The organism is Streptomyces sp. NBC_01537 (genome assembly GCF_045040445.1).
GTDB lineage: Bacteria > Actinomycetota > Actinomycetes > Streptomycetales > Streptomycetaceae > Actinacidiphila.
On the sequence record NZ_CP109392.1, the window covers coordinates 3,764,737 to 3,787,041 of the forward strand.

The window sequence follows — 22,305 nt, forward strand, 5'->3', positions numbered from 1 at the left end:
CATTCCGAGCGGGCGCCATACGCAAGCGCAACGGGAGGTAAACAACATACCTCCGAATGACTAACTCACCTGAGCAGAAGTCGAATCTACGGTTTCGACACTCCGCGTTAACCTCAGGGTTGCCCAAGTGTCAGCCAGCACGCCTGGCGTGGTCATAGTGTGGTGGTCGTGGTCAAGCTCTCCGTAATCGTGCCGTTCTACAACGTTCAGGCTTTCGCACCAGACATGTTGAGAAGCCTTCGTGCGAACGCCCGCTCGGATTTCGAATTCATCCTAGTAAATGACTGTGCGACGGATGAAACTCCGGAAATCCTTGCGCGTGCCGTTCCCGACCTCCCGGGAGCACGGCTCGTCTCGCACGACATAAACGGCGGCCTGGCCACAGCGAGAAACACCGGCATCGACGCGGCCCGCGGCGAGTACCTCACCTTCCTCGACGGCGACGACTGGCTCGCCGAGGGCTATCTCGCCCGGCTCCTGGACTCCATCGAAACCCTCGGCACCGACTTCGTCCGCACCGACCATGTCGTCTGCCACGGCCGCAAGCGCACCGTCGCCCGCGTCCCGCAGGGCCGCCGCGGCATCAGGCTCAGCCCGCGCGCCGCCATCCTGCCCGCCGACCGCACGACCTCCGTGGACTACCCGTACGCCTGGGCCGGGATCTACCACCGCCGCCTGGTCGACGCCGGCCTGCTGCACTTCCCGGACGGCCTGCGCACCGCCGAGGACCGGCCGTGGATCTGGCGGCTGCACCGCGAGGCCGAGTCCTTCGCCGTCGTCGGCCTGCTCGGCGTCTTCTACCGGCGCGGTGTCACCACCTCACTCACCCAGATCGGTGACATCCGTCAACTGGACTTCATCCGCTCATTCGATCAGGTACTCGCCGAGACCGCGGCCGACCCCGAGGCGGACCGCTTCCTGCCCAAGGCGGTGCGCACATACTGTGCGATCATCGCCCACCACCTCAACGCGATCGACCGCTACGAGCCCGCCGTCGCGCGCAAGCTCAAGGTGATGAGCGCCGCCGCGATGAAGAAGATGCCCCAGGACGTACTGACGGAGGCCCTGGATGCCATGGACGTCGAGCGAAGCGTGCGGCTGCGCCGCCTCCGGCGCCGGCTGGTGAGCGCGTGATGCCCATGCCCTCCCGTACGCAGATCTTCATGGCGTCCACCCTCTACGGCGCCGCCACCCTGGCCGCCGCCCTGGACGCGGGGCAGTTCGCCCCCGCGGACCGCCGGCTGCTCCTGATCAGCAACAACGCCGGCATCCCCGAGACCACCCCCGCCCTGGACGCGATGCCCGGCTTCGAGGCCCTGCGCGGCCGCTTCGACGAGGTCCTGTCCTGGAACGAGGCCATCGCCCCGCTCCACCCGGGCGGCTGGCAGCCCCGCGTCGAGGACGTCCCCCTGTGGGAGCGAGGACTGCGGCTCCTGTGGAGCCTGGGCGACGACGACCTGGAGCTGATCGTCGAGTCCATCCAGGTCGAGCCCGCGCTCGCGCTGGTCAATGTCTTCCCCTCGGCGGCCGTCGAGGTCTACGCCGACGGCCTCATGTCGTACGGCCCGACCCGCAACAAGCTGGAACCCCTCGTCACGACCCGGATCAGCCGGCTGCTCCACCTGGACCTCGTCCCCGGGCTGCGCCCGCTGCTGCTCTCGGAATACGGGGTCGAGCCCGAGGTCGTACCCTCCGAGGCCTTCACCAAGGTCCTGGCCGAACTGGCCTCCTCCCTCCAGGACGAGGACGCCTCCCGCCTGGACGGCCTGCCCGAGGGCGCGGCCCTGCTGCTCGGCCAGTACCTGTCGGCGCTGGACATCATCAGCGCCGAGGCGGAGGAAGAGCTGCACGTGGCCATACTGCGCGGCGCCGTCGCACTCGGGCACCGGGATGTCATCTTCAAGCCGCACCCCTCGGCGCCCGCCCACTGGTCCCAGCTGCTGGAGCGGGAGGCCGCCGCCCTCGGCGCGAAACTCACCGTCCTGGACGCCCCGGTCCTGGCCGAAGTCCTCTACCAGCGGATCCGGCCCGCCATCGTCGTCGGCTGCTTCTCCACCGCCCTGCTCACCGCCACCGCCTTCTACGGCATCCCCGTGGCGCGCACCGGCACAGGCCTCCTCCTCGACCGCATCTCCCCCTACCAGAACAGCAACCGCGTCCCCGTCACCCTCGTCGACGCCCTCCTCCCCGACCTCGCCGACCCCGCCGCCGTCACCTCCTGGACCCCGCCCACCCCCGACACCGTCCACCGCGACCTCACCCCCCTCCTCGGCGCCGTCGGCTACTGCATGCAGTCCCTGGCCTACCCGCACCTGCGCGACGAGACAGTCGCCTACCTGGCCTCACGGCTCGACACCACCACCTGGCGCTACTTCAAACGCCGCCGCCTCACGGCTCTCGCCCTGCCGGGCGCGCTGCCTGCGCAGCTCGCGTTTCTGCCGCGCAGCCGCACCGTCCGCCGTGTCGCCCGCCGCGCGAAGGCGCTGCGCAGGTCGCTGGGCTGACATCGCGGGCCCGGCTGACGCGTTGCAGAAACTCAGAACGCGTCAGCCGGGACGTATGTGCCCCACACCTCCCGCAGCGCGCCGCACACCTCACCAACCGTCGCCCGCGCGCGCAGCGCGTCCTTCATCGGGTGCAGGACATTGGTGTCCGTGCCGTCGGCCGCCCTGCGCATGGCGGACAGCGCCGCGTCGACCGCCGCCTGGTCGCGCGAGGCGCGCAGCACGGCCAGCCGCTCCACCTGCTGGGCCTCGATGGCGGGATCGACCCGGAGCGGCTCGTACGGCTCCTCCTCATCAAGGGCGAAGCGGTTGACGCCGACGACGACCCGCTCACCGGAATCGGTCTCCTGCTGGACGCGGTACGCGCTGCGCTCGATCTCCTCCTTCTGGAAGCCCCGCTCGATGGCGCTGACCGCACCGCCGAGGTCCTCAACCCTGCGCATGAGATCGACAGCGGCGGCCTCGACCTCATCGGTCAGCCTTTCGATGGCGTAGGAGCCCGCGAAGGGGTCGACGGTCGCGGTGACATCGGTCTCGTAGGCGAGTACCTGCTGCGTGCGCAGCGCGAGCCGCGCGGACTTGTCCGTGGGGAGAGCGATCGCCTCGTCGAAGGCATTCGTGTGAAGGGACTGCGTGCCGCCGAGCACCGCCGCCAGACCCTGGAGGGCCACGCGCACGAGGTTGACCTCGGGCTGCTGGGCGGTGAGCTGGACTCCCGCGGTCTGAGTGTGGAAGCGCAGCATCTGGGACCTGGGGTCGCGGGCGCCGAACTGCTCGCGCATGACGCGCGCCCAGATCCGGCGGGCGGCGCGGAATTTGGCGACCTCTTCGAGGAGCGTCGTACGGGATACGAAGAAGAAGGACAAGCGGGGCGCGAAGTCGTCGACATCCATACCCGCCGCGACGGCCGTGCGGACGTATTCGATTCCGTCAGCCAGGGTAAAGGCGATCTCCTGAACGGGAGAGGCACCGGCCTCGGCCATGTGGTAGCCGGAGATCGAGATGGTGTTCCATTTCGGGATCGTGGTCCGGCAGTACGCGAAGATATCGGCGGTCAGCCGCAGACTCGGCTTGGGCGGGAAGATATACGTACCGCGCGCGATGTATTCCTTCAGCACATCGTTCTGGACCGTGCCGGTGATCTTGTCGGCGGCGACGCCCTGCTCCTCGGCGACCAGCTGGTACATCAGCAAAAGCAGCGCGGCGGGCGCGTTGATCGTCATCGACGTGGACACCTTGTCCAGCGGAATGCCGTCGAAGAGCACCTTCATGTCCTCGACCGAGTCGATGGCGACGCCCACCTTGCCGACCTCACCGTGGGCGATGACGGCGTCGGAGTCGTGGCCCATCTGAGTGGGCAGGTCAAAGGCGACGGACAGGCCCATCGTGCCGTGGGCGATCAGCTGCCGGTAGCGGGCGTTGGACTCGGTGGCGGTGCCGAAGCCCGCGTACTGGCGCATGGTCCAGGGGCGGCCGGAGTACATGGACGGATAGACGCCCCTGGTGAAGGGATACGCCCCGGGCTCGCCGAGCCTGCCGCCCGGATCCCAGCCCCTCAGGGCGTCCGGCCCGTAGACCTGTTCGATCGGCAGCCCGGATTCGGACTCACGTGTCATGGGTTCACGACTCCTTCCCCGCACAGCCCCCTCACAGTCTTATGCCAGGTTCCTGGAACTACATATCCGGGAAAAGTGTCCAAGGAGGTACGACGATGTCCAGGGGGGCAAAGTGCCGAGCAGGAACACCCGAACCCGAATAGGTCTGGCGGCCACCGCCGTACTGGCCATGATGTCGGCCATCGGCTGTACGGCCCAGGCCACCGAGGCAGCGTCCTCGGCCTCACCTTCGGCGTCGGCTTCGCCAACCGCCTCCCATGCGAGCGCGAGCCCCAGCCCCAGCACCAGCCCCAGCCGGTCCACCGCCGCCCCTGCCCGCCCGACCGAGCGGCCCCTCATGGCCCGCGGCTCCAGTAGCGCCCAGGTCCGCGAACTCCAGGCCCGGCTCAAGCAGCTCGGGCACTTCTCCCCCTCCCCCACCGGCTACTACGGCAGCGTGACCGCGGCCGCCGTCCGCGCCTTCCAGGCCAAGCACGGCCTCACCGCCTCCGGCACCGTCACCAAGGCCACCTGGAGCAAGCTCCGCTCGCTCACCAAGCAGCCGACGCACGCCGCTATGTACCCCGCCACCAGCCGCCCGGTCGCCGAACTCGACCAGCGCTGCCTCACCGGACGCGTCCTGTGCATCAGCAAGACCAGCCGCACGCTGTCCTGGGTGGTGGACGGCAAGGTCCTGAAGTCCATGGACGTACGCTTCGGCTCGCAGTACACGCCCACCCGCGAGGGCACCTTCAAGGTCAACTCCAAGAGCCGCCACCACGTGTCGACGATCTACCACACCGCCATGCCGTACGCGATGTTCTTCAGCGGCGGCCAGGCCGTCCACTACTCCGCCGACTTCGCCGCCCGCGGCTACGCCGGCGCCTCGCACGGCTGCGTCAACGTACGGGATCTGAACGGGATCTCCGCCCTGTTCGACCAGGTACGGATCGGCGACAAGGTGGTCGTCTACTGGTGACGCCCCAGTGATCCCACAGCCAGCCTTCACCACGGCATCTGCGGCCGACGGTAGGCGAGTGAGCCAAAGCGGAGCGGCCGCTGTCGAAAAGGAGACGCGCGCAGGGAGCGAGGCACGAGCGACCGAGCACGTCGACTGTCGACAGTGGCTGAGCGCAGCGGCGGCGAACCGAGCCTCTAAAAAAAGAAAAGGACGCGGGCGGGGCGGGGGGAAATGCGCCCCGCCCGCGTTCCTCGGAAGGACGCCCGATACGGGGGGACCGGGCATCCGCGGGCCGATGACCAGTCGACCCACTCTGTACAGCGCCAGGGGCGCCGAAAGTGTCACACCTGGGGGCGTGACCGGGCCGGGGGGTTGGTGCATGCGCCCGGCCACGCCCTGACGCGAGCCCGATCGGTACGGGGAGAACCCGGACCCGCTTGGCCGATGACCAGTCGACCCACCTCATACAGCGCCGGTCCGCCGGAAAACGTCACCCGGTCACTAGTTCGCATTCTGAGGTGACTGGCCGTCACTGCCGTTGCTGCCGCCGTTTCCGCTGCCGGCACCGTCGACGACGTCGCCCGCGTCACCGCTGCCGCTGCCGCTGTCGCTGTCACCCTGCATCGACGAGCCGCTCGCACCGGAATCCCCGCCGGGGGTGCCCGTGGAGTCCGTGGGCGAGCCGTCGCCGCCGCTGCCGTCCGCCCAGCCGCCGTGGCCGAGCAGTCCCGCGCAGTACTGGCGCACCCGGTGCCGTCCGCCGCCGGCGGCCTTCTCCAGCTCCCGGTAGGACTGGCGGTCCATGCCGCCCCGGCGCCAGTCGGCGGCGGCGTACGCCGTGCAGAGCGTCTTGAAGTTCGTGGAACCGGGGGACGCGGGCGCCGTGGGGGTGGCCACGCCGCGCGAGGCCCCACCGGCCGGGCGCTCCTGGTCCGGTGCGGGGGAGGCGGACCGGCCGGGGTCCGTGGCGCCGGCCCGGGCGCTGGAACCGCCGCTCTGCAGCGGGTCGGGGCCCTGTGCACCGCTGCCGAAGGAGGTCGGCAGCGCGCCCACGGCGGCGGCCACCGCGACCCCGCCCAGGGCAAGGGTGGCGAACAGCGCGCCGGTGACGGTCTTGGCCGAGCGCGCCGCGTGGCGCAGCCCCCGGGCTCCGGGCCGCCAGTCGTCGGAGCGCCGCCGGTGGCGCTGCCGTACGCCGGCGGTGAGCGTGCCCGCGTCGCGGGCGGCCCGGAAGGCGGCGACCGCCGCCTCCTCGCGGGCCGGGTCGAGAGCGGCCGGCGCGGCGGCGGCGGCGAGCAGCCCTGCCAGCGCGGCGGCGCGCTTGTCGTCGGCCGGGTCCGTGGCGACGTGCTGGGCCTCGCCCATGGAGGCGTCCACGGAAGCGTCCAGGGACGGATCCCTCGTGCCGCGCAGCAGCCGCTCGGCGGTGGCGTCGTCGAGCCAGTCGGGTCCTCGGTTATCGCTCATCTCATGTCCTCAAGCGTTCGAGACACCGAAAACGTCACACTCGACACGCCTCCGTCATATTCCAGCAGCTCAGCCAACCGCCGCAGTCCGCGGCTGGTGGCCATCCGCATCGCCCCCGGCCGCTTGCCCAGCACGTCCGCCGCGCTCTTGGAGTCCAGACCCATCACGACCCGCAGCAGCACCGCCTCCGCCTGGTCCCTCGGCAGCGACGCGATCGCCGCCAGCGCCCTCCCGGTGCCGACCGCGGCCACCGCCTCCTCCGCCGTGTCCTGTCCGCCGGGCCGGTCGAGCAGTTCCTCGACGCCGCCGGCGGCTATCGGCCGGCGGCCCGCGGCCCGCAGGTGGTCCAGCGCCCGGTTGCGGGCGATCCGCGCCGTCCAGCCGCGTATCGCGTCCCCGGTGTCCGTGGCCCCGGTGTCGCGGAAGCCCGGCAGGTCACGGGCGATCTGCAGCCAGGCCTCGGAGGCCACGTCCTCGGCGTCCGCCGCGCCGACGAAGGTGCGTACGTACTGCAGCAGCTGTGGCTGCACCGTCCGGTACAAGACCCGGAAGGCCTCCTCGTCACCCCCTTGCGCCGCGCGCACCGCGGTCGCCAGATCCACGTCTCCATACCCCCTCACCCAGGCGCCCCATCCTGCCCCATTGCCGGGCCGCGCCGGGCTCCTGGGGTCTTACGCACAGGTAAGTGGCGGTTGCGCACGCGGTTCGTGTCAGTCGAGGAGCCGGGACAGTCGTTTCAGGCCGCGGTACGAAGCCGTACGGACAGCACCGGGCCGCTTGCCCAGGACCCGGGCGGCCGAGGCGGCGTCGAGTCCGACCAGGACCCGCAGCAGTACGGCCTCGGCCTGGTCCGGGGGGAGGGTGGCGATCAGCGCGAGGGCCTGCCGGGTGGAGAGCCGCTCCAGGGCCTCGGCGGCGGTGTCCTCGGCCCCGGGCAGTTCGAGGACGTCCTGCTCCAGCAGGGTCGCCCGGGGCCGCGAGCGCTGCCAGCGCAGGTGGTCCAGTGCCCGGTGCCGCGCGATGGTCGCCGCCCAGCCCCGGAAACCGGCCCCGTCGCCCCGGAACCGGCCGAGGTCGCGGGCGATCTCCAGCCATGCCTCGGACGTCACGTCCTCCGCGTCGGCCGGACCGACGATGGTCCGTACGTAGTTGAGGAGCAGCGGGTCCACCAGCCGGTAGACCACCGTGAAGGCCGCCTCGTCCCCGCCCTGGGCACGCTCGACCGCCACACCGAGCTCGTCATCGTTTTTCAAGGCGGTCTCGCCTCCGCTGCGCTCAGCTTCGGCTCGACCGCCGACCGTCGGCCGCAGATCCGGGGTTGCCCCCAGCCGTACGGCTCCCCAACTCCTACAGCGTGGAATCGAACAGAATCGTCACACCCCTGGGGGTGTGACACTTACTGCCCTGCGGACGCTGTACATGACAGGGCCGCCACCAGACGGCGGTCGGGGACGCTCCCGTGGGGGGAAGCGGGCCCCGGCCGCCTCCTTTGGTCAGGACAGGCCTTCGAGGCCGCGCGGATAGGTGGGGCGGCGTCGCGGGTCGATGGGCGGCGCCTGGCGGCGTTGTCGTCGGTCCACGACGCCCCCAAGCTCTCAGCTCCGCTCGAGCAGGGGGTACCCCCAACGCGTCGCCTCCCTCCTCCGCCTTGCCAGACTTGCCCCTCGACCCGCACCTTCACCCACCCCACCTATCCGCGCGGCCTCTTGACCGACCGCGTTCGCCAGGGACTTGAAGCCCTCCCAGCTCAGCGCCGGGGTGCGCGGGTCCCAGACCTTCTGGGCGAGCGCGCGCAGGGGCAGCCGGATGCCGGCGGCGATCTGCGTCTCGGTCTGCGCGTCGCCGTGGTCGCACCAGACGGCGAGGCGGCCGCCGAGGATCCGGTCGGCGCCGGCGAGGGCGGCGGGGACGGCGCGGTCGCGGTAGACGACGGCCGGGGTCCAGCGCTCGTAGATGGCGCGGCCGCTCGGATAGGGGAAGCTGGCCGGGCTGCCGAGGACGTAGTAGAGGTACCAGGAGTTGAGGTTGACCAGGGTCCGTCCCTCCCTCAGATACGTCTCGGGCAGCGGCCCGCGCTGGACGTTGCTGGACCAGTACTCGACCTCGCGGCCGGCGTCGGGCCAGGACCGGGGGCTGCTGAAGAAGCCGTCGTTCCACACCTTCGTCGTCCTGCCGTAGCGGCGCAGCACCGCCGAGCGGTCGTTGAGCCAGGCGGTGGCGGCGTCGGCGACCGTGCCGGCCGGCCCGAAGCGGCTGCGGGCGTAGGCGGCGAGCTGCGGGAAGGCGGCCTGCGGGTCGGGCACGGTCAGCGCGCCGTACTCGTCGCCGCCGAGGTGCCAGTACCGGCCGGGGAAGAGCGGGGCGTACTCCTTGATCAGGTCGTCGAGGAGCGTCGCGGACCGGGGGTTCGAGATGTCGATCGCGCCGTTGACGGGCACCCCGAGGCGGGTCCGCAGCTGCAGTGAGGGGTGCGCGGCGAGGACGGCGCCCAGGTGGCCGGGGCTGTCGATCTCGGGGATGACGGTGAGGTGCCGCCGGGCGGCGTAGGCGACGAGATCGCGGATGTCGGCCTTGCTGAGGTGGCGGGCGGAGACGACCTCGGGGTGGGTGGTGCTCTGGACGCGGAAGCCCTGGTTGTCGCTGAGGTGCAGATGGAGCTCGTTGAGCTTGAGATAGGACAGCTCACCGATCCGCGCCCGCAGCCAGCCGGGCGTGAAGTACTTGCGGCCGACGTCGACCATCAGCCCTCGCTGCGGACGGTCGGGCCGGTCCTGCACGATGCCGCCTGGGAAGCCGCCACGGGCGCGCAGCACCTGGAGCAGGGTGCGGGTGCCGTAGAAGACGCCGGCGTCGGTGGTGCCACGGATGGCGATGCCGGAGGCGGAGCTGGCCAGCTCGTAGGCCTCCGGGTTGTCGTTCACCCATTGGAGTGAAAGCGAGATGTCCCCGGGCCCGGGGGGACCGTTGGCGTACGGAACGTTCAGCTCTGCGGCGAGCAGCCGCGCCTCGTCCTCTACGGCGCTTCCGACAGGGGCGACGACGCGGGTGCCGGAGGCGGGCCGCCAGGTCCCCCCGGCGGTGGGGGTGAAGGAGCGTACGGCCGGTATCGAGGGGATCGCCGGCATGGCCGCGGCGGCCGCGGGAGAGGGCTCGGGCACGAATACGGCCATGATGACCGCCACCGCACCGACAAAGGATGCGAGTTTCGTCCACAGATGCACCATACATAGACGCTAAACAGGAGGGCCCGCGTCCGCATTCGCTCAGGTTGGACCTCGTAAGGGTGAAATTCGTGCATCCGTCGGACAGCAGTGAACATCCGTCGATACGGTGGCACGACCCCACAGCCATCCCATAGCTTTCTTGGTGTTTCCCGCGTCCCACCACCCCCGCTCCCAGCCGTCCCGTAAACAGGAGCCCTGAGCTGTCCAGCGACACCCCGGCCGTCACAGCCGTCAGCGCGCACCTTCCGCCGCAGTCCCGGCGCGAAGCAGGCGGAGCCGACCGGCCCAACGGCCTCATCCGCCTCAACGACGCCCCGCCGGCGGCCGCGGAGGCCACCCTCCTGGGCATGTGCGGCAGCCGCCGCTGGGCCCGCCGGGTGGCCGCCCACCGCCCCTACCCGGACGTCGCGTCCCTGCTGGCCGCAGCCGACGAGGCCGGGTACGATCTCGCGCCCGCCGACCTCACCGAGGCCCTGGCCGCCGAGGCCGCGGCGACCGCGCCGCTGCCGCCGCGCGGCGGACTGGCCGCGCACACCGCGCTGCGGGCCGCCCACGCCGCGTACGAGGCGCGCTTCGGGCATGTCTTCGTGGTGGCCCTGGACGGATTCCATCCGGACGAGCTGCTCGACCAGGTGCTGGCCGGCATCCGCGCCCGCCTCGGCAACGACCCGGACGAGGAGCGCGCCACCGCGGCGGACCAGCTCCGCAAGGTCACCCGGGGCCGGCTCACCCGGCTCACCCGGGGCTGATCTCCCAACGGGTTCCCGGGAACGTACGCCCAGTCGTGCGGGATCGATCACACCTGGCGGACCCGGCGGGACGTAGCCGACAAGCCGTCGCTACGATGGCCGGGGCCGGAGGACCGTACCCGGCCGGGCCGCGACCGACACCGAAGCCGGCAGGCCCCCACCCCGCTCCCGGAGGGTTTTTTCCGTGCCGGCTGGAACGCTGTACCGCGGCCGGGAAGGCATGTGGTCATGGGTGGCTCATCGAGTCACCGGTGTCCTCATCTTCTTCTTCCTGTTCGTCCATGTCCTCGACACCGCGCTGGTCCGGGTCTCCCCCGAGGACTACGACAAGGTCGTCAACACCTACAAGCAGCCCATCGTCAGCCTGCTCGAATACGGGCTGGTCGCGGCGATCCTCTTCCACGCTCTGAACGGCCTGCGCGTCATCGCCGTGGACTTCTGGTCCAAGGGCCCGAAGTACCAGAAGCAGATGCTGTGGACCGTCGTCGGAGTCTGGGTCGTGCTGATGATCGGCGCGATCTACCCCGTCCTCGGCCACGCCGCACGAGTCCTGTTCGGGAGCTGAGGCAAGCCATGTCTGTATCCGACTCCGTGGAGCTGAACGCCTCCAGCGCCGCCTTCAGCCCGGACAACCCGGCGCCGGTCATCGAGCCGCCGCGGGCCCGCACCAAGCGCACCCCGCGCGCGACCCGGACCAACTTCGAGCTGTACGGCTGGCTGTTCATGCGCCTGTCCGGCATCGTGCTCGTCGTCCTGGTCCTGGGCCACCTGCTGATCCAGCTGGTGCTGGACGGCGGCGTGACCAAGGTCGGCTTCGCCTTCGTGGCCGGCCGCTGGGCCTCGCCGTTCTGGCAGGGCTGGGACCTCATCATGCTGTGGCTGGCCATGCTGCACGGCGGCAACGGCCTCCGTACGGTGATCAACGACTACGCCGAACGGGCGAACACCCGGCTCTGGCTCAAGACGCTGCTCTTCACGGCGACAGCGTTCACCATCCTGCTCGGCACGTTGGTGATCTTCACCTTCGACCCGAACATCCGCTAAGCCAGGGCTGGGACAGGGAAGCGACCCTCATGCAGATCCACAAGTACGACACCGTCATCGTCGGCGCCGGCGGCGCCGGCATGCGCGCGGCCATCGAGTCCACCAAGCGCAGCCGCACCGCCGTCCTGACGAAGCTCTACCCGACGCGCTCCCACACCGGCGCCGCCCAGGGCGGCATGGCCGCCGCGCTGGCGAACGTCGAGGAGGACAACTGGGAGTGGCACACCTTCGACACGATCAAGGGCGGTGACTACCTGGTCGACCAGGACGCCGCCGAGATCCTCGCGAAGGAGGCCATCGACGCGGTCCTGGACCTGGAGAAGATGGGCCTGCCGTTCAACCGGACGCCCGAAGGCAACATCGACCAGCGCCGCTTCGGCGGGCACACCCGCAACCACGGCGAGGCCGCCGTGCGCCGCTCGTGCTACGCCTCGGACCGCACCGGTCACATGATCCTCCAGACGCTGTACCAGAACTGCGTCAAGGAGGGCGTGGAGTTCTTCAACGAGTTCTACGTCCTGGACCTGCTCCTCGCCGAGGTCGACGGGGTCCAGAAGACCTCCGGCGTCGTCGCCTACGAGCTGGCCACCGGCGAGATCCACGTCTTCCAGGCCAAGGCCGTCATCTTCGCCTCCGGCGGCACCGGCAAGTTCTTCAAGGTGACCTCCAACGCGCACACCCTGACCGGCGACGGCCAGGCGGTCGCGTACCGGCGCGGGCTGCCGCTGGAGGACATGGAGTTCTTCCAGTTCCACCCGACCGGCATCTGGCGCATGGGCATCCTGCTGACGGAGGGCGCCCGCGGTGAGGGCGGCATCCTCCGCAACAAGGACGGCGAGCGCTTCATGGAGAAGTACGCGCCGGTCATGAAGGACCTCGCGTCCCGTGACGTCGTCTCCCGCGCCATCTACACCGAGATCCGCGAAGGCCGTGGCTGCGGTCCCGAGGGCGACCACGTCTACCTCGACCTCACCCACCTCCCGCCGGAGCAGCTCGACGCCAAGCTCCCGGACATCACCGAGTTCGCGCGTACGTACCTGGGCATCGAGCCCTACACGGACCCGATCCCGATCCAGCCCACCGCGCACTACGCCATGGGCGGCATCCCGACCAACGTCGAGGGCGAGGTGCTGAGCGACAACACCACCGTCGTTCCGGGCCTGTACGCCGCCGGCGAGGTCGCGTGCGTGTCCGTGCACGGCGCCAACCGCCTGGGCACCAACTCCCTGCTCGACATCAACGTCTTCGGGCGCCGCGCCGGCATCGCCGCCGCCGAGTACTCCGCGACGACGGACTACGTCGAGCTCCCGGAGGACCCGGCCTCGGTCGTCGTCGCCCAGGTCGAGGGCCTGCGCAACTCCACCGGCACCGAGCGGGTCGCCGACCTGCGCAAGGCGCTGCAGGAGTGCATGGACAAGAACGTGATGGTCTTCCGCACCGAGCAGACCATCAAGGAAGCGGTCGAGGAGATCGCGGGTCTGCGCGAGCGCTACAAGAACGTCTCGGTCCAGGACAAGGGCAAGCGGTTCAACACCGACCTCCTGGAGGCCATCGAGCTGGGCAACCTGCTCGACCTCGCCGAGGTCATGGCCGTCTCCGCCCTCGCCCGCAAGGAGTCCCGCGGCGGTCACTACCGCGAGGACTACCCCAACCGCGACGACGTCAACTTCATGCGGCACACCATGGCGTACCGCGAAGTGGGTGCCGACGGCAACGAGTCGATCCGTCTCGACTACAAGCCGGTCGTGACGACCCGCTACCAGCCGATGGAGCGTAAGTACTGATGAGCACCCCCACGCTTGAGAAGAACAGCGACGCCCTGGACGCCGCCGAGGCGACCGGTGCGCACCTGATCACCGTCACCCTGCGGATCCGGCGCTTCAACTCCGAGGTCTCGGACGAGGCGAACTGGATCGACTACCTGCTGGAGATCGACCCCAAGGAGCGTGTCCTCGACGCCCTCCACAAGGTCAAGTGGGAGATCGACGGAACGCTGACCTTCCGCCGTTCCTGCGCCCACGGCATCTGCGGCTCCGACGCCATGCGCATCAACGGCCGCAACCGCCTCGCCTGCAAGACCCTGATCAAGGACATCAACCCCGAGAAGCCCATCACCGTCGAGCCCATCAAGGGCCTGACCGTGCTCAAGGACCTCGTCGTTGACATGGACCCCTTCTTCCAGGCCTACCGCGACGTCATGCCCTTCCTCATCACCAAGGGCAACGAGCCGACCCGCGAGCGCCGTCAGTCCCCCGAGGACCGCGAGCGCTTCGACGACACCACCAAGTGCATCCTCTGCGCCGCCTGCACCTCCTCGTGCCCGGTGTTCTGGAACGACGGCCAGTACTTCGGCCCGGCGGCGATCGTCAACGCCCACCGCTTCATCTTCGACTCCCGGGACGAAGCCGGTGAGCAGCGGCTCGAGATCCTCAACGACAAGGACGGCGTCTGGCGCTGCCGTACGACCTTCAACTGCACGGACGCCTGCCCGCGCGGCATCGAGGTCACCAAGGCCATCCAGGAGGTGAAGCGCGCGCTGATCACGCGTCGCTTCTGACCTTCCGGTCCCGTCTGCGAGGGCCCCGGCGCTTCTGCGCCGGGGCCCTCGTTTGGTTGGATGCCGGTATGGCTGATCTTCACGAAGTCCTACGGGTGTTCATCGGATCCGACGGCCGCGGCGGCAACGCCCTGGGCGTCGTACGGGACGGTGCGGCGGTGCCGTCGCGGGCCGAGAGGCAGGCACTGGCGGCCGAACTGGGCTTCAGCGAGACGGTGTTCGTGGATGACGCCGCCGAGGGCGTGGTGGACATCTACACGCCGTCCGTGCGGCTGCCGTTCGCCGGCTATCCGCTGGTCGGCGTGGCATGGCTGCTGGGGGTGGGGACGCTGCGGCCGGAGGCCGGGGAGGTGGCGGCGTGGCAGGACGGCGAGGTGACCTGGATCAGGGCGCGGCCGGAGTGGGTGGAGGGGAAGAGGACGGTGCGGTACGGGTCGGTGGCGGAGGTGGAGGGGCTGCCGGCGCCGCCGCCGGGGGTGGGGTGGGAGTACGCGTGGGCGTGGGCGGACGAGGAGGCGGGGGTGGTGCGGGCGAGGGGGTTTCCGCGGCGGGGGGACGGGGTCGTGGAGGACGAGGCGACGGGGGCGGCGGCGCTGGTGCTGACGGGGGAGCTGGGGCGGGGGCTGGATGTGCGGCAGGGGGTGGGGTCGCGGATCCTGACGCGGGTGAACGGGGACGGGACCGTCGATATCGGAGGCCGGGTCGACCGTACATAGGTACGACTTGTAGTTTTTCATTCCGATGCCCGAGACACCCCCCACCATGTCGCGGCGTACCGCACTCGCGCTCGCGGCTGCCGTACTGCCTGCCCGCAACACCGCCGCGTCGGCGGCCCTGCCGAAGACGAACTCGGCCGCCTGGATCGTGGCGGACGCCGACACCGGCGGCATTCTGGCCGCGCACAACCCGCACAAGCAGCTTCCGCCCGCGAGCACGCTGAAGATGCTGTTCGCGGACACGGTGCTGCCGAAGTTCGACAAGACGCGCAGACACAAAGTGGTGGACGCGGACCTCGCCGGGATGGGCGCGGGCAGCAGCCTGGTGGGGATAGAGCGCGGGACGACGTACACGGTCGAGGAGCTGTGGCTCGGGGTGTTCCTGCGGTCGGGCAATGACGCGGTGCATGTGCTGTGCGCGATGAACGGCGGGGTGGAGAAGACAGTCGAGGAGATGCGGGCGCGGGCGAAGCAGCTGCAGGCGAACGACACGCACGTGGTCAGCCCGGACGGCTACGACAAGACGGGCCAGGTGTCGTCGGCGTACGACCTGACGCTGTTCGCGCGCGCGGGGCTGAAGAACGCGGACTTCCGCCAGTACTGCTCGACCGCTGTGGCCGATTTCCCGGCCGGGGGCGGCAAGACCTTCCAGATCCAGAACACCAATCGCCTGCTGGGCGACTACCGCGGCCTCATCGGTGTGAAGAACGGCTACACGACCAACGCCGGCAACACCTTCACCGGTGCCGCGAAGCGTGACGGCCGTACGCTGCTGGTCACCGTCATGCACCCGACCTCCGGGTACGACGAGGTGTACACGGAAGCCGCCGCGCTCCTGGACTGGGGATTCAAGGCGGGCGACACGGTGGACCCGGTCGGCACGCTGGCCGAGCCGCTGAGCGCCACGGCGTCGCCCAGCCCTTCGGCAGCCGGCGGTTCAAGGTCCTCCGCCACCAGGCGCCTCGCCTCGGCCGGCCAGGGCTCTTTGATGCGGGCCGGTACGGCGGCCACGCTGTCGGTGCTCATCGCGGGCTGCTCGCTTGCGCTGCGCCGCCGCCCGGCGCCGAAGCAGGCGGGCAGAAGGCGGCGGTAGACAGCGCTGGTGCGGTGACCGGAATGGTTTGCCGGGTCCGTCCGGCTTCCGGTTCCGTCGGCGAACTTTCGCGGCCACAGCGCTAGTTACGCGCCACCCAGACCGTGTTGAGCTGGGCCTGGTAGTAGAAGGGCGTCAGGACCAACGCACCGGCGAGCAGGACTCCGCGGAAGCCGGAGGCGCGGCCGCAGGTGCCGGCGCGGCGCTGGGCCTGGGCGATGCGGCAGCCGGTGTTGTAGAGGGAGGCGACGGCCGGGAGGACGAGGAGGGCGCCGAGGGTGACGGCGAGCAGGGAGAGGGCGGGGCGGACCTTGATCTCGGGGTCGAAGTCGCGGAGCTCGCGGTTGGCGCGGTAGTACCAGACCAGCCAGTAGACGCCGAGGGTGGCGAAGCCGAGCAGCCAGACCGAGGCTGGGCTGCGCAGGACGCCGGACGGCGTGGCCAGCCCGGCTCGCGGTGAGACGGCGTACGCCCCGGCCGCCAGGCCGTACCGCACTTCTTCGAACATCCCGCCCCCAGGTGCGCATACTGATCGAACGCTCGACGCGAGGCGAACCGGCAGGCATGGTCAGTGCCTGCCCGGACCACGTTGCCGCGTGCCAGAGCGAAGGTAAAGGTAATCGCTCCGTCTACGCGTGTCAGCTAGGGGCTTCGCACAGATTCCGCACAGCTCACCGACGCGAGCGCCATCACCCCGCACATTCGGGGCGCGACGGAAAGGGTTGTATGGATCCTATGACGGTTGAGCATTCAACGTGTGCGTTTTGTCACCTATCGGAACCCGTGCCTGCGCAGGCAGCACGACCCGTACCGTGAGGCCCCTGCCCGGCGCGGTGTCCACGGCGACGGAGCCGTTATGCGCATGCACGACCGCCTCGACGATGGACATGCCGAGCCCGGTGCCGCCGGTCGCGCGGGAGCGGTCGGGGTCGGCGCGGAAGAAGCGGTCGAAGACCCGGGCGGCGTCCTCCTCGCGCATGCCGGGTCCGGAATCGGTCACGCGCAGGACGGCCGACCCGGCGGCGTCGGCTCGGATCTCGACGGTGACCGGGGTGTCGGCGGGGGTGTGGATACGCACGTTGCCCAGCAGGTTGCCGATGACCTGCCGCAGTTTGGCCTCGTCGCCGCGTACTTCGAGGAGTTCACCGGCGTCGCACTCCACCAGGACCGGCCGTTGCGGCTGCTGCGCGCACAGGTCGGCGACCCCGTCGCGTACGAGCTGCCGCAGGTCGACGGGACGCAGCCGCAGCGCGGGCCGGTGGTCGAGGCGGGCGAGGGAGAGAAGTTCGTCGACGAGCCGGCTCATGCGCTCGGCCTCGGCGGAGACGCGCCGCAGGGCGCGGTCGCGGTCGGCGTCGTCGAGCATGCGCTTGTCGTACAGCTCCAGATAGCCGCGGACGGTGGCGAGCGGAGTGCGCAGCTCATGCGAGGCGTCGGCGACGAACTGGCGGAGCCGGCCGGCGGCGTCCTCACTGGTCAGGAGGGCCTGCTCGATCTGGTGGAGCATGGTGTTGAGCGCGACGCTGAGCGCGGCTACCTCGTCGCCGGCCTTGCGGGCCGCCGGGACGCGCCGGGAGAGGTCTCCCTCGGCGATGGCGCTGGCCGTCTCCACCATGTCCTCCAGTGGCCGCAGACGGCGCCTGACGGCCCGCAGGGAGCCGAAGGTGAGCAGCCCGAGCAGGACGGCGCCGACCACCGCCTCGACGAGCAGGAGATGGAAAACCGCCCTGCGCACGCCGCCCAGCCGTACGCCCTTGACGACCATGCTGCCGTCGTCGAGCCGGGCGACGGCGACGCGGTAGTAGTCGCCGCCGGTGCTCACGGTGGCGGCGTCGCCGGACGCGGCCAGGGCTTTCGGATCGGTGACGGCCGTGGCCAGCCGGGCGCGTTCGGCGGTGGACGGGACCGCGTCGCCCAGGCAGGCGTCGACCGCCCGGCCGTGCTGGTCGAGGATCACGAAGAGGTCCTGGTCGAAGGCGCGGACCGCTTCGCGGTTCTCGGTGGAGTTCTCGACCAGGCCGGTCATCGTGCACAGCTTGCGCAGGCCGTCGGCGGTGAGCGAGGTGCGCTCCAGCCCGCGCTGCGAGGCGTGCAGCCCGTCGTCGATCTCGCCGATCAGCAACATGTACATGGCCACCAGGCTCGCCACCCCGGCCATGGCCAGCCCGGCCGCCAGGAAGGCCACGTTGGCGAGCGTGATGCGCCCGCGCAGCGTGCCCGGTTTGCACACCAGCGGGGACGGGCCGGTCACGCCGCCACCGCCCGCAGCCCGTAGCCGACTCCGCGCCGGGTCTCGATCAAGGGCGGGCCGAGGCGGTCGAGTTTGCGCCGCAGGTAGCTGATGTACGTCTCCAGGACGGTGGACTCGACCTCGAAGTCGTAGCTCCACACGTCCTGCAGCAGTTGCTCCTTGGTGACGATCCGCCCGGCATTGCGCAGCAGCTGCCGCAGCAGGCTGTACTCGGTCGGCGTCAGCTCGACCGGCTCGCCGCCGCGCCGCACGCTGTACGTCGCCTCGTTCATCTCCAGGTCGCCGTGGCGCAGCACCGGATCGGGCGTCGGCGTGTGCCGCCGGGTGCGGCGCAGCACGGCCTGTACGCGGGCGAGGACCTCGTCGACGCCGAACGGCTTGGTGATGTAGTCGTCGCCGCCGAGCGCGAGCCCGCCGACGACATCGCGCGGGGCGTCCCGGGCGGTCACGAAGATGACGGCGAGGTCCCCGATGGTCTCGCGCTCCGCGCGCAGCGTGCGGCAGACCTCCCAGCCGTTGCCGTCGGGCAGCATCACATCCAGCAGCACCAGGTCGGGCCGGTGTTCGCGGGCGGCGTCCACGGCCAGGCGGCCGGTGGCGGCGGTGTGCACGGTGTAGCCGTGGAACTTCAGGGTGATCCGGAGGATGTCCGCGATGCTCGGTTCGTCCTCGACGATCAGTACGGTCGCGGCGGGCTCGGAACTCTCCATGGCCCCAGTATCGGTGCCGCCCGCCCGCGCGGTGCGGGCCGGAACTTTGGAGTTCCTTGAGAGAAGCCCGAGCCGCTTGGCTCAGCGCCTCGCCGCAACGGAGGCTGAGGTAGTTACTCCACGACTGATGAAATGAAGGAGCTGTAGCCGTGGCCGCATTGGCACGATGGTGCTACCGGCACAAATGGACGGTGGTGCTGTTCTGGGTGCTGGCCCTGTTCGGTGTCGGCATCGCCAGCAACACCGTGGGCAGCAACTACGCCAACGTATTCCAGCTGCCCGGCACCGAGTCCGCCAAGGTGCTGACCCTGATGGACCAGGCGTTCCCGAACCGCTCGGGCGAGGCCGACAGCGTCGTCTGGCACACCGACAGCGGCTCGGTGAACGACGCGGCGGTCAAGGACGAGATGACGGCGGCGCTCGCGAAGGTCGCCAAGCTGCCGGACGTGGGCTCGGTCGCGAGCCCCTACGACGCCCAGGGCGCCGGGCGGATCAGCAAGGACGGCCGGACCGCCTACGCCACCGTCACCTGGTCCAAGCTCGGCAACGAGCTGACCGTCGACCAGGTGAACACCTTCGTCGACACCGCGCGGGCGCCGGACTCCGCCGCGAAGGGCCTTGAGGTCGAGGTCGGCGGCCAGGCCGTGCAGCAGGCCGAGCAGCCGCCGATGGGGCTGAGCGAGATCGTCGGCATCGCCGCCGCAGCGATCGTGCTGTACCTGGCCTTCGGCTCGCTGTTCGGCATGCTGCTGCCGATCCTCACCGCCGTGTTCGGCGTCGGCACCTCCGTGTCGGCGATCGCGCTCCTCAGCCACGGCATGGATCTCGGCGACATCGCCCCGACCCTGGCCTCGCTGGTCGGCCTGGGTGTCGGCATCGACTACGCCCTGTTCATCGTCACCCGGCACCGCAAGGGCATCCTGCGCGGCCTCGTCCCGGAGGAGGCGGCCGTCAAGGCGGTCAACACCTCGGGGCGGGCGGTGCTGTTCGCGGGCGGCACGGTGTGCATAGCGCTGCTGGGCATGTACGCGGTCGGGCTGAACTTCCTCGACGGGCTGGCCGTCTCCGCCGTGCTCACCGTCATCCTCACGGTCGCGGCCTCGGTGACCCTGCTGCCGGCGATGCTGGGCGTTCTCGGCATGCGCGTGCTGAGCCGCCGCCAGCGAAAGCGGCTTGCGCAGCACGGCCCGGAGAGCGAGGAGGCGGTCGGCGCCGCCGCGCGCTGGTCCGGCTTCGTACAGCGCCACCCCCGGGTCCTGGGCGTGATCGCGGTCGTCGTGATGGCCGCGCTCGCGATCCCGGCGCTGTCGCTGCGTCTCGGCTCCTCGGACCAGGGCAACAACCAGGCGTCCACCAGCACCCGGCAGGCGTACGACCTGCTCGCCGACGGCTTCGGGCCCGGCTTCAACGGCCCGCTGACCATCCTGGCCGAGGTGCCGGGCGGGGCGGGCGACCTGACGGCCCTGGACGGGCTGGTCGCGGACATCCGCAAGCTCGACGGGGTGGCGGCGGTGAACGCGGTACCGGTGAAGGCGGGCGCGACGGTCGCCGTGGTGCAGGTCGTGCCGACCACCTCGCCGCAGGCGGTCCAGACGGACGAGCTGATCGACCGGCTGCGCGACGACGTGATCCCGGCTGCCGAGAAGGGCAGCACCATGCAGGCCTACGTCGGCGGACAGACCGCGATCTTCAAGGACTTCGCGCATGTCATCATGCAGAAGCTGCCGCTGTTCATCGGGATCATCATCGCGTTGGGCTTCGTGCTCCTGATGCTCGCCTTCCGCAGCATCGTCGTCCCGCTCACGGCGGCAGCGATGAACCTGATCGCGGCGGCGGCGGCCTTCGGCGTCCTGGTCGCGGCCTTCCAGTGGGGCTGGGGCGGTGATCTGCTCAGCGCGGGGCGGGCCGGGCCGATCGACTCGTTCATCCCGGTGATCATGCTGTCGCTGCTCTTCGGGCTCTCGATGGACTACCAGGTGTTCCTGGTCAGCCGCATGCACGAGGAGTGGGTGCACACCCGCGACAACGCGCGCGCGGTGCGGGTCGGCCTCGCCGAGACCAGCCGGGTGATCAACTCGGCGGCCGTCATCATGATCTGCGTCTTCGGCGCCTTCGTGCTGATGGGCCAGCGCGCGACGGCGATGTTCGGCATCGGGCTCGCGGGCGCGGTCGCGCTCGACGCGTTCGTCCTGCGCACGATCCTGGTGCCGTCGCTGATGCACCTGTTCGGCGACTCCAACTGGTGGCTCCCGGGCTGGCTGGACAAGCGGCTGCCGCACATGGCGGTCGAGCCGGCGGACGAGGAGGAGCCGGTCGGCGAGGCGAAGGAGCTGGTTCCCTCGCACGACTGAGCCGTCGCCCGGCACACCCGGCACACCCTCAAGGCCTCCGTTCCGCAGCCGCGGAACGGGGGCCTTGAACATGTTCAAAAATAGGTCTACAGTCAGTCCCACAAGGCTTTTGAACACGTTCAACAGACTCATTCAGGGTGGGAACATGGACCTCACGGTCGTCACATACGTGGTCTATCTGGTCATCAGCATCGCGCTGACCGTCTGGGTGGCCCGGACCCTCAGCCAGAGCGGCAAGGTCTTCCTCGCCGACGTCATGCACGGCAACGAAAAGCTCGCCGACGCCGTCAACCACCTCCTCGTGGTCGGCTTCTACCTCGTCAACCTCGGGTTCGTCGCCCTGTACCTCAAGACCTCGGACGCGGTCGAGGACTCGCGCGGCCTCTTCGAGGAGCTGTCGGTCAAGATCGGCGTCGTCCTGCTCGTCCTCGGCGTCATGCACCTCTGCAACGTCTATGTCCTCAACAAGATCCGCCGCCGGGGCGTCATGGACCGCGAGCAGCTCCCGCCCGTCCCCCCGACCGGCTGGACCCCGCCGGCCCAGCCCGCCCGATGACAGCGCCGACAGCGTCGACGGGGCCGGCCGGGCTGGCCCGGCTGACCGTGCTGTACGACCCGCACTGCTCGCTCTGCGCCTTCGTACGGGGCTGGCTCACCCGGCAGCGCCAGCTCGTCCCCCTCGACCTGGTCCCGGTCGGCTCCGAGGAGGCCCGGGGCCGCTTCCCGGAACTCGACCACGCCACCACGCGGTCCGAGATCACGGTGGTCGGCGACGGCGGGCAGGTCTACCAGGGCCAGGCCGCCTGGCTGGTCGTCCTGTGGGCGCTGTCCGAGTACCGGCCCATGGCCCACCGGCTCAGCACCAGGGCCGGCGCCCCGCTCGCCCGGGCGGCGGTGCTGGCCGCGGCGAAGTACCGCGAGGCGGCCGGGCGGCCGGAGGCGAACTACCCGGCGCAGGGCGCCTGGCGCTTCGGCCCGGACGGCTGGACGTACACCGGGCCGCAGACCCCGGCCCCCGTACCCGCCCCCGCCCCCGCCCCCGCCCCCGGTGCCTGCGCGGACGGCTGCGAAGTACCCCGTTAG

At 70.5% G+C, this 22,305-nt stretch carries 21 protein-coding genes; 13 read left to right on the forward strand and 8 right to left on the reverse strand.

The window, feature by feature from the left end; all coding sequences use genetic code 11:
* Window positions 1–168: 168 nt before the first annotated feature.
* Both OG607_RS17150 and OG607_RS17155 read left to right on the forward strand, forming a co-directional pair.
* Window positions 169–1,134 carry a glycosyltransferase family 2 protein gene (locus OG607_RS17150; RefSeq protein WP_405724044.1) on the forward strand — a complete coding sequence of 322 codons (966 nt, stop codon included), beginning with the start codon at window positions 169–171 and terminating at the stop codon, window positions 1,132–1,134.
* The gene (locus OG607_RS17155; RefSeq protein WP_405724045.1) at window positions 1,134–2,504 is read left to right on the forward strand and encodes an alpha-2,8-polysialyltransferase family protein; all 1,371 of its coding nucleotides are present in this window, start codon (window positions 1,134–1,136) and stop codon (window positions 2,502–2,504) included. The genes OG607_RS17150 and OG607_RS17155 overlap by 1 nt, the downstream gene beginning before the upstream one ends.
* 32 nt (window positions 2,505–2,536) lie before the next feature.
* Here the strand turns inward: OG607_RS17155 and OG607_RS17160 are convergent, their stop codons facing one another.
* Window positions 2,537–4,120, reverse strand: a complete 1,584-nt coding sequence (locus OG607_RS17160) for a methylmalonyl-CoA mutase (RefSeq protein WP_405724046.1) — start codon at window positions 4,118–4,120, stop codon at window positions 2,537–2,539.
* Window positions 4,121–4,289: 169 nt separating this feature from the next.
* Here OG607_RS17160 and OG607_RS17165 point away from each other — a divergent pair, with 169 nt between their 5' ends.
* Window positions 4,290–5,078: a peptidoglycan-binding protein gene (locus tag OG607_RS17165; RefSeq protein ID WP_405736846.1), complete on the forward strand. Its 789-nt coding sequence runs from the start codon at window positions 4,290–4,292 to the stop codon at window positions 5,076–5,078.
* Between the two features lie 483 nt (window positions 5,079–5,561).
* Here OG607_RS17165 and OG607_RS17170 read toward each other — a convergent pair whose 3' ends face one another.
* From OG607_RS17170 to OG607_RS17185, 4 genes are all read right to left on the reverse strand, one after another.
* Window positions 5,562–6,527, reverse strand: a complete 966-nt coding sequence (locus tag OG607_RS17170; RefSeq protein ID WP_405724047.1) for a hypothetical protein — start codon at window positions 6,525–6,527, stop codon at window positions 5,562–5,564.
* Window positions 6,524–7,123, reverse strand: coding sequence for an RNA polymerase sigma factor (locus tag OG607_RS17175; protein WP_405736849.1), 600 nt, complete (start codon window positions 7,121–7,123; stop codon window positions 6,524–6,526). Before OG607_RS17175 ends, OG607_RS17170 begins: the two co-directional genes overlap by 4 nt.
* Window positions 7,124–7,237: 114 nt before the next feature.
* The gene (locus tag OG607_RS17180; RefSeq protein WP_405724048.1) at window positions 7,238–7,780 is read right to left on the reverse strand and encodes an RNA polymerase sigma factor; all 543 of its coding nucleotides are present in this window, start codon (window positions 7,778–7,780) and stop codon (window positions 7,238–7,240) included.
* Between the two features lie 342 nt (window positions 7,781–8,122).
* Complete coding sequence (locus OG607_RS17185; RefSeq protein ID WP_405724049.1) at window positions 8,123–9,697, reverse strand: beta-N-acetylhexosaminidase; 1,575 nt, start codon at window positions 9,695–9,697, stop codon at window positions 8,123–8,125.
* Window positions 9,698–10,047: 350 nt separating this feature from the next.
* Between OG607_RS17185 and OG607_RS17190 the strand changes: the two genes are divergently transcribed.
* From OG607_RS17190 to OG607_RS17220, 7 genes are all read left to right on the forward strand, one after another.
* Window positions 10,048–10,500 carry a 2-oxo-4-hydroxy-4-carboxy-5-ureidoimidazoline decarboxylase gene (locus OG607_RS17190; protein WP_405736852.1) on the forward strand — a complete coding sequence of 151 codons (453 nt, stop codon included), beginning with the start codon at window positions 10,048–10,050 and terminating at the stop codon, window positions 10,498–10,500.
* A gap of 184 nt (window positions 10,501–10,684) precedes the next feature.
* Window positions 10,685–11,065, forward strand: a complete 381-nt coding sequence (sdhC, locus tag OG607_RS17195) for a succinate dehydrogenase, cytochrome b556 subunit (RefSeq protein ID WP_329313401.1) — start codon at window positions 10,685–10,687, stop codon at window positions 11,063–11,065.
* Between the two features lie 8 nt (window positions 11,066–11,073).
* A complete protein-coding gene (locus OG607_RS17200; protein ID WP_405724050.1) occupies window positions 11,074–11,544 on the forward strand; it encodes a succinate dehydrogenase hydrophobic membrane anchor subunit in 471 nt (156 codons plus the stop codon).
* Window positions 11,545–11,573: 29 nt separating this feature from the next.
* Window positions 11,574–13,328, forward strand: coding sequence for a succinate dehydrogenase flavoprotein subunit (gene sdhA, locus OG607_RS17205; protein WP_405724051.1), 1,755 nt, complete (start codon window positions 11,574–11,576; stop codon window positions 13,326–13,328).
* Entirely contained in the window at window positions 13,328–14,101 is a 774-nt protein-coding gene (locus OG607_RS17210; protein ID WP_405724052.1) for a succinate dehydrogenase iron-sulfur subunit, read from the forward strand. The genes sdhA and OG607_RS17210 overlap by 1 nt, the downstream gene beginning before the upstream one ends.
* 68 nt (window positions 14,102–14,169) lie before the next feature.
* On the forward strand, window positions 14,170–14,817 hold the full coding sequence (locus OG607_RS17215) for a PhzF family phenazine biosynthesis protein (RefSeq protein ID WP_405724053.1): 648 nt from the start codon (window positions 14,170–14,172) through the stop codon (window positions 14,815–14,817).
* Window positions 14,818–14,842: 25 nt separating this feature from the next.
* Window positions 14,843–15,910 carry a D-alanyl-D-alanine carboxypeptidase family protein gene (locus OG607_RS17220; protein ID WP_405724054.1) on the forward strand — a complete coding sequence of 356 codons (1,068 nt, stop codon included), beginning with the start codon at window positions 14,843–14,845 and terminating at the stop codon, window positions 15,908–15,910.
* A gap of 82 nt (window positions 15,911–15,992) precedes the next feature.
* Here the strand turns inward: OG607_RS17220 and OG607_RS17225 are convergent, their stop codons facing one another.
* The 3 genes from OG607_RS17225 to OG607_RS17235 form a co-directional block, all read right to left on the reverse strand.
* A complete protein-coding gene (locus OG607_RS17225; RefSeq protein ID WP_405724055.1) occupies window positions 15,993–16,418 on the reverse strand; it encodes a DUF4234 domain-containing protein in 426 nt (141 codons plus the stop codon).
* 225 nt (window positions 16,419–16,643) lie between these two features.
* A complete protein-coding gene (locus tag OG607_RS17230; RefSeq protein WP_405724056.1) occupies window positions 16,644–18,161 on the reverse strand; it encodes a sensor histidine kinase in 1,518 nt (505 codons plus the stop codon).
* Window positions 18,158–18,871, reverse strand: coding sequence for a response regulator transcription factor (locus tag OG607_RS17235; protein WP_405724057.1), 714 nt, complete (start codon window positions 18,869–18,871; stop codon window positions 18,158–18,160). The genes OG607_RS17230 and OG607_RS17235 overlap by 4 nt, the downstream gene beginning before the upstream one ends.
* Before the next feature lie 149 nt (window positions 18,872–19,020).
* Here OG607_RS17235 and OG607_RS17240 point away from each other — a divergent pair, with 149 nt between their 5' ends.
* From OG607_RS17240 to OG607_RS17250, 3 genes are all read left to right on the forward strand, one after another.
* Window positions 19,021–21,222 carry an MMPL family transporter gene (locus OG607_RS17240; protein ID WP_405724058.1) on the forward strand — a complete coding sequence of 734 codons (2,202 nt, stop codon included), beginning with the start codon at window positions 19,021–19,023 and terminating at the stop codon, window positions 21,220–21,222.
* 145 nt (window positions 21,223–21,367) lie between these two features.
* Window positions 21,368–21,778, forward strand: a complete 411-nt coding sequence (locus tag OG607_RS17245) for a hypothetical protein (protein ID WP_405724059.1) — start codon at window positions 21,368–21,370, stop codon at window positions 21,776–21,778.
* Entirely contained in the window at window positions 21,775–22,305 is a 531-nt protein-coding gene (locus OG607_RS17250; protein ID WP_405724060.1) for a thiol-disulfide oxidoreductase DCC family protein, read from the forward strand. The genes OG607_RS17245 and OG607_RS17250 overlap by 4 nt, the downstream gene beginning before the upstream one ends.

Excerpts from the sequence above, each read along its gene's own strand:
- OG607_RS17155 (WP_405724045.1), top strand. The coding sequence starts at position 1,134 with ATGCCCATGCCCTCCCGTACGCAGATCTTCATGGCGTCCACCCTCTAC.
- OG607_RS17160 (WP_405724046.1), bottom strand. The coding sequence starts at position 4,120 with ATGACACGTGAGTCCGAATCCGGGCTGCCGATCGAACAGGTCTACGGG.
- OG607_RS17165 (WP_405736846.1), top strand. The coding sequence starts at position 4,290 with ATGATGTCGGCCATCGGCTGTACGGCCCAGGCCACCGAGGCAGCGTCC.
- OG607_RS17170 (WP_405724047.1), bottom strand. The coding sequence starts at position 6,527 with ATGAGCGATAACCGAGGACCCGACTGGCTCGACGACGCCACCGCCGAG.
- OG607_RS17185 (WP_405724049.1), bottom strand. The coding sequence starts at position 9,697 with ATGGCCGTATTCGTGCCCGAGCCCTCTCCCGCGGCCGCCGCGGCCATG.
- OG607_RS17200 (WP_405724050.1), top strand. The coding sequence starts at position 11,074 with ATGTCTGTATCCGACTCCGTGGAGCTGAACGCCTCCAGCGCCGCCTTC.
- sdhA (WP_405724051.1), top strand. The coding sequence starts at position 11,574 with ATGCAGATCCACAAGTACGACACCGTCATCGTCGGCGCCGGCGGCGCC.
- OG607_RS17210 (WP_405724052.1), top strand. The coding sequence starts at position 13,328 with ATGAGCACCCCCACGCTTGAGAAGAACAGCGACGCCCTGGACGCCGCC.
- OG607_RS17215 (WP_405724053.1), top strand. The coding sequence starts at position 14,170 with ATGGCTGATCTTCACGAAGTCCTACGGGTGTTCATCGGATCCGACGGC.
- OG607_RS17220 (WP_405724054.1), top strand. The coding sequence starts at position 14,843 with ATGCCCGAGACACCCCCCACCATGTCGCGGCGTACCGCACTCGCGCTC.
- OG607_RS17225 (WP_405724055.1), bottom strand. The coding sequence starts at position 16,418 with ATGTTCGAAGAAGTGCGGTACGGCCTGGCGGCCGGGGCGTACGCCGTC.
- OG607_RS17235 (WP_405724057.1), bottom strand. The coding sequence starts at position 18,871 with ATGGAGAGTTCCGAGCCCGCCGCGACCGTACTGATCGTCGAGGACGAA.
- OG607_RS17245 (WP_405724059.1), top strand. The coding sequence starts at position 21,368 with ATGGACCTCACGGTCGTCACATACGTGGTCTATCTGGTCATCAGCATC.
- OG607_RS17250 (WP_405724060.1), top strand. The coding sequence starts at position 21,775 with ATGACAGCGCCGACAGCGTCGACGGGGCCGGCCGGGCTGGCCCGGCTG.